The sequence below is a fragment of the Inquilinus limosus MP06 genome, assembly GCF_000767795.1.
GTDB lineage: Bacteria > Pseudomonadota > Alphaproteobacteria > DSM-16000 > Inquilinaceae > Inquilinus > Inquilinus limosus_E.
The window spans coordinates 1-5712 of record NZ_JANX01000419.1; the positions used below are offsets into that span (position 1 = coordinate 1).

Consider the following 5712-nt stretch of genomic DNA (forward strand, 5'->3'; position numbering starts at 1 on the left):
TGCCGGGCGTCGACTACTGCCAGCGGATCGCCACCGTCGCGCGTGCCGTGCGGCTGACCCTGCTGCTCAAGGACACGCTGTCCCGGCAGGAGGCGGAGCGGCGCAAGGCCGCGGCGCGGCGCGAGGCGGCCCGGGAGGACCGGCACGGGCTGCGGGTGACACTGGCGATGATGGCGGCGGTCTACGAATCGTCCGAGGACGGCGAGGAGGATCGCCGTGCCGCCGAGCTGAGCGAAAGGCTGGAACGGCCGGAGGTGGCCGAGCTGGTGGAGGCCAGCCCGGCGCCGGTCGCCGTGGCGGCGCTGTGCCGGCGCTGGGGCTATCCGGTGCGGGTGGAGCAGTGGCTGGAGATGGCCGACGAGGCCATGGAGCATCTCGGCCTCCTGCCGCCGGCGGATGGCGAGGACCCTGAGGATCCGCCCGAGCCTCGCTGGGCGGCCGACGCCGTCGGTCGCAAATCCAGGCCGCCGGATACCGGGTAAGCGGCGAGGTTCGTCGGTGAGGTGCCCTTGATGAAGAGACCCGAGTGTTTTGCCTCTCCCGTTCACGGAGAGGCCGGAGGCGCTTGCGCCTCCGGGTGAGGGGCGTTCGTCGAGGCCGGTTGCAGGCGCCAGCCACTCCTTTTGAGTCCCCCTCCCCCTGCGGGAGGGGCAGGGGGAAGGGGACTCAGGAAGTGCGGGTCATCGCTATTGTGAAAAGGTCCCGCGAGCGGGAAAGGCAAATGGATGGTCCCGTCCGTTCTAGGGCGGCGGGCGCAGCCAGGCCAGCAGCGACCGTGCGGCCGCCAGGCCCAGGACAATCAGGGGCACGACCACGACCAGGGCCAGTTCGGCGACCAGCGCGCCCGCTGCGCCCCTGATGGCCAAGGCCAGGAGCGGATCATCCGAGGGGCGGATCACCGCGAGGCTGAACATCCCCCAGGCCAGCGCCGCCGCGATCGTGACGAGCCGGATGGCCCAGCGCTGCGGCTTGAGGATCACGGTGAGGAGGCAGGCGGCCAGGACCAGCGGGTTTTTCACCGTGGTCAGGAAGTGCAGGAAGATCTCATGGGTGCCCATCGCGCCGATCTTGTCGCCCCGGTGTCTCTCGAATCCATCGCAAACAGGGGCCGCGACCCAGGGGGCGCCCGGATGCCATTCCGATAAGTGACTTGCATAATGATAGTGACAAGCATATATGACGATCGTCATTCAATGAAGGCGCAGGCTTCGCCATGCAGCGCAAGAACCTCGGCAACCCCCAATGTCCCGTCGGCCGCAGCCTGGAACGTGTCGGCGAGTGGTGGAGCATCGAGATCCTGCGGGAGGCCTATTACGGCGCCACCCGCTTCGACGAGTTCCAGAAGGCCCTGGGCATCGCCCCCAGCATGCTGGCCCGGCGGCTGAACAGCCTGGTCGAGGCCGGGCTGCTGGAGCGGCGGCGCTACAGTGAGAAGCCGCCGCGCGACGAGTATGTGCTGACCGGGAGCGGCCGCGATTTCCGCTCGGTGGTCTGGGCGCTGATCGCCTGGGGCAACCGCCATTTCGCGCCGGAGGGGGCCAGCATCCAACTGGTCGACCGCGAGACCGGCGCCGTCGCCGACCCGGTGCTGTTCGACCGGGCCAGCGGCCGGATCATGACCCCGCGCGAGTTCCGGCCCGGCCCGGGCCCCGCCGCCGACGAGCGCACGCAGCGCCGCCTGGCCCGCGCCACTTTCATATCCCCGGAGGCCACGCCGTGAACGCCATCGTCCTCGACCGCGACAGCTCGACCCCGGTCCAGGCGCCCGTGGCGCAGAAGCCGCGGCTGACGAAGAAGCGGCTGGCCCTAACCGGCGCGGCCCTGGCCATCCTCCTGGGCGGCGGCTGGTACGGCCACGACTGGTGGACGGTCGGCCGCTTCTTCGAAAGCACCGACGACGCCTATGTGGGCGGCAACATCACCGTGATCGCGCCCAAGGTCGCCGGCTTCATCGCCACCCTGGCGGTGACCGACAACCAGCCGGTGCATGCCGGCGACCTGCTGGTGAAGCTGGACGACCGCGACTACCGCGCTGCGCTGGCCAAGGCCGAGGCCGCGGTGGCGCAGCAGAACGCGACCCTGGCCAATCTCGACGCGGCCTACCGGCTGCAGCAGGCGGTGATCGCCCAGGCTCAGGCCGGGATCGGCGCCGCCGATGCCGAGATCGTGCGCACCCGCGACGACCAGGCGCGCTACCAGCAGCTGTCCGCCCGCTCCTGGGCCTCGGTCCAGACCTTCCAGAAGGCGGATGCCGACTACAAGCAGGCGGTGGCCGACGGCCAGAAGGCCGACGCGGCATTGCAGGCGGCGCAGCGCCAGCTCGACGTCATCGACACCCAGAAGCAGCAGGCCCGGGCGGCGCTGGCGGCGGCCGAGGCCGACCGCGACACGGCGCGGCTGAATCTCGGCTACACCGAGATCCGGGCGCCGATCGACGGCACCATCGGCAACCGCGCCGCGCAGGAGGGCGCCTATGCCACCGTCGGGTCGCAGCTGCTGTCGGTCGTGCCGGCCACCGGCCTGTGGGTCGACGCCAACTTCAAGGAGACGCAGCTGGCCCGGATGCGCCCGGGCCAGGCGGCGACGGTGACGGCCGACGTGCTGCCGGGCGAGGTCTTCCATGGCCATGTCGCCAGCCTGGCGCCGGCCACCGGCGCCCAGTTCAGCGTGCTGCCGCCGGAGAACGCGACCGGCAATTTCACCAAGATCGTGCAGCGCGTGCCGGTGCGCATCCTGCTCGACGGCGACGCCTCGATCCTGGGCCGGCTGCGGCCGGGCTTGTCGGTCACCGCCGATGTCGACCAGCGGGAAGGCGCCGGGAAATGAGCGCCGCCACGGCTCCAACCGGTGTTGCCGGGCTCACCGAGGGCCAGAAGATCTTCGCCTTCGCCGTGATGTGCGTCGGCTTCTTCATCGCGCTGCTGGACATCCAGATCGTCTCGGCCTCGCTGCGCGACATCGGCGGCGGCCTGTCCGCCGGCGTCGACGAGACCGCCTGGGTGCAGACCAGCTATTTGATCGCCGAGATCATCGTCATCCCGCTGTCCGGCTGGCTGTCGCGGGTGATGTCGACGCGCTGGCTGTTCAGCGTCTCGGCCGCCGGCTTCACCCTGACCAGCCTGCTCTGCGGCTGGGCCTGGGACATCAACAGCATGATCGCCTTCCGGGCACTGCAGGGCTTCCTCGGCGGGTCGATGATCCCGACCGTGTTCACCGCCGCCTTCGCCTTCTTCCAGGGGCCGAGAGTGGTGGTCGCCGCCGCCACCATCGGCGCGCTTTCCTCCCTGGCGCCGACGCTGGGCCCGACCATCGGCGGCTGGATCACCGACAACTATTCCTGGCACTGGCTGTTCTTCGTCAACATGATCCCCGGCGTGTTCATCACCATCGTCGTGCCGATGCTGGTGAAGATCGACAAGCCGGACTGGTCGCTGCTGCGCGGCGCCGACTATCCCGGCATGGTGCTGATGGCGCTGTTCCTCGGCTGCCTCGAATACACGCTGGAGGAGGGGCCGCGCTGGGACTGGTTCGGCGACGACAGCATCCGCGCCACCGCCTGGATCGCAGGCATCAGCGGCGTGCTCTTCGTCTGGCGCAGCCTGACCTTCGAGCGGCCGGTGGTGGATTTGCGGGCGCTGAAGAGCCGCAACTTCGCCCTCGGCTGCTTCTTCTCCTTCGTCACCGGCATCGGCCTGTTCTCGACCATCTACCTGATGCCGCAATTCCTCGGCCGGGTGCGCGACTTCAGCGCCTACGACATCGGCCTGACCGTGTTCTCCACCGGCGTGTTCCAGATCCTGGCCATCCCGGTCTACGCCTGGTGCGCCCGGCGCTTCGACCTGCGCTGGCTGATGATGTTCGGCCTGGCCTGCTTCGCCTTCTCGCTGTGGAACTTCACCCCGATCACCCATGACTGGGGCTGGCGCGAATTCCTGCTGCCGCAGGCCTTCCGCGGCTTCTCGCAGCAATTCGCGGTGGCGCCGGCGGTGACGCTGACCCTGGGCGGGCTGGCGCCGGACCGGCTGAAGCTCGCCTCCGGCCTGTTCAATCTGATGCGCAACCTGGGCGGCGCCATCGGCATCGCCGGCTGCGCCACCATCCTGAACGACCGCACCAACCTGCATTTCCTGCGGCTGGCGGAACACCTGACCCCGGCCAACCCGGCGATGACCGACCTGGTGCAGAAGGTCGCCGCCGCGCAGGCCGTCGCCCTCGGCGGGGACGCCCGGCGCGGCCATGACGCGGCGCTGCGGCAGCTGTGGTCGCTGACGATGCGCGAGGCGCAGACCCTGACCTATGCCGACGCCTTCCTGGTCCTGTGCCTGTGCCTGACCGTCGCGGCGCTGATGGTGCCGCTGATGCGCAAGGTGGCGCCGCGCCAGGCCCCCTCGGCGGACGCGCATTGATCCGTCCGGCGGCCGCGGCCAAGATCCGCGACCGATCAGGAAGGACGGCCGATGTGGGTTCATGTGGACAGCGCCGCGTGCGGGGACAGCGTGCTCGATCTCTACGAGCGCGGCGGCCTCTACATGATCCGGGTCGATGGCTGGGAGCTGATGAACGGCGAGTATCACGAGTCGGAGGATCGGCTCGGCGAGCTCGCCGCCAAGCTGGCGCGCAGGCCGGATCCCGCCATCCTCGTCGGCGGTCTCGGCCTCGGCTACACCCTGGCCAGCCTGCACCGGCATCTCGGCGGGGCCGGGCGGGTGACCGTGGCCGAGCTGTCGGAAGCGGTGATCCGCTGGTTCGACCGCTACACCGGGCCCCGGTCGCCCCATCCCGCCAGGATCCGCCACGGCGACGTCCTCGCCGTGGCGGCCGAGGGCACGGCCTATGATGTCATCCTGCTCGATGTCGACAACGGGCCGCAGCCGCTGTCCGCCGCCGGCAATGCCGCGCTCTACGGCGTGGACGGCCTCGGCACCCTGCGCCGGGCATTGGCGCCGGATGGGATGCTGATGGTCTGGTCGGCCTTCGAGGACCCGGACTTCGTGGATCGGGCCAGGTCGATCGGCTTCGTCCCCGCCCGGCTGCCGGTATTCCGGCCGGGCCGGGCGGAGCCGTTCCATCTGGTCTATGTGCTGTCGGCGACGCCGTTCCGGCAGGACGAGCTGGACCGGTTCGGGCTGCAGATCTAGGCGGGCGGACAGCCGACCCGCTGGACCGTCCTGCCTCCGGCGTGTACACGCTGGACGACCCGTCGCGCCGCTGGCCGGAGAGCCCTGTTGCCGTTTCCCAAATCGCTGACCGTCGCAGCCGCCCTCCTGCTGCTCGCCGCCTGTGCCGAGCCGCAGAGCGCGGAGAGCGTTTCCGCGGCCGCGCGGGACAATTTCGGCAAGCGGATCGCGCCCTACCAGGACCATCCCCTGGCGGAGATGGTCGCCGATCTCGGCCTGCCCGACCGCGACACCCCGACCTCGGAGGGCGGCCGCAAGCTGGTGTGGGAGCGGCACGACACCAAGACGATCCAGGACCAGGTGCTGCCGCAGGTCTGCACCGTCACGGCGCTGACCAACAGCCAGGACGTGGTGTTCTTCGTCCTGGCCGGCGGCAACACGCTCTACTGCTCCGAGGTCTTCGGCGCCAAGCCGGCCTGACCCCGCGTCCGTCCGCGACGGTCAGCCGGGCTGGGGCGCCCGCCGCCGGGCCAGCACGACCAGCGCCGCCAGCGCGGTGACGGCCAGCAGCGCCGCCGCCACCAGCGACACGCCC

General features: G+C 70.4%; 7 protein-coding genes. 6 read left to right on the top strand and 1 reads right to left on the bottom strand.

Annotation, left to right across the window (positions count from 1 at the left end; translation table 11 throughout):
- Positions 1–482 (top strand): hypothetical protein (locus tag P409_RS39225; protein WP_034844801.1); only part of this gene is annotated, 482 nt, incomplete at its 5' end.
- A gap of 258 nt (positions 483–740) precedes the next feature.
- Here P409_RS39225 and P409_RS24625 read toward each other — a convergent pair.
- Positions 741–1058, bottom strand: coding sequence for a hypothetical protein (locus P409_RS24625; RefSeq protein WP_034844802.1), 318 nt, complete (start codon positions 1056–1058; stop codon positions 741–743).
- A 155-nt stretch (positions 1059–1213) separates the two neighbouring features.
- Here P409_RS24625 and P409_RS24630 point away from each other — a divergent pair, with 155 nt between their 5' ends.
- From P409_RS24630 to P409_RS24650, 5 genes are all read left to right on the top strand, one after another.
- Positions 1214–1720: a winged helix-turn-helix transcriptional regulator gene (locus P409_RS24630; protein ID WP_034844804.1), complete on the top strand. Its 507-nt coding sequence runs from the start codon at positions 1214–1216 to the stop codon at positions 1718–1720.
- Positions 1717–2826 (top strand): HlyD family secretion protein, encoded by a 1110-nt coding sequence (locus P409_RS24635; protein ID WP_081991772.1) that lies wholly within the window; start codon positions 1717–1719, stop codon positions 2824–2826. The genes P409_RS24630 and P409_RS24635 overlap by 4 nt, the downstream gene beginning before the upstream one ends.
- Positions 2823–4406 (top strand): DHA2 family efflux MFS transporter permease subunit, encoded by a 1584-nt coding sequence (locus P409_RS24640; RefSeq protein WP_034844805.1) that lies wholly within the window; start codon positions 2823–2825, stop codon positions 4404–4406. Before P409_RS24635 ends, P409_RS24640 begins: the two co-directional genes overlap by 4 nt.
- A gap of 51 nt (positions 4407–4457) precedes the next feature.
- On the top strand, positions 4458–5138 hold the full coding sequence (locus P409_RS38235; protein ID WP_052121354.1) for a spermidine synthase: 681 nt from the start codon (positions 4458–4460) through the stop codon (positions 5136–5138).
- 87 nt (positions 5139–5225) lie between these two features.
- Positions 5226–5597 carry a hypothetical protein gene (locus P409_RS24650; RefSeq protein ID WP_034844806.1) on the top strand — a complete coding sequence of 124 codons (372 nt, stop codon included), beginning with the start codon at positions 5226–5228 and terminating at the stop codon, positions 5595–5597.
- The last annotated feature ends 115 nt before the right edge of the window (positions 5598–5712 follow it).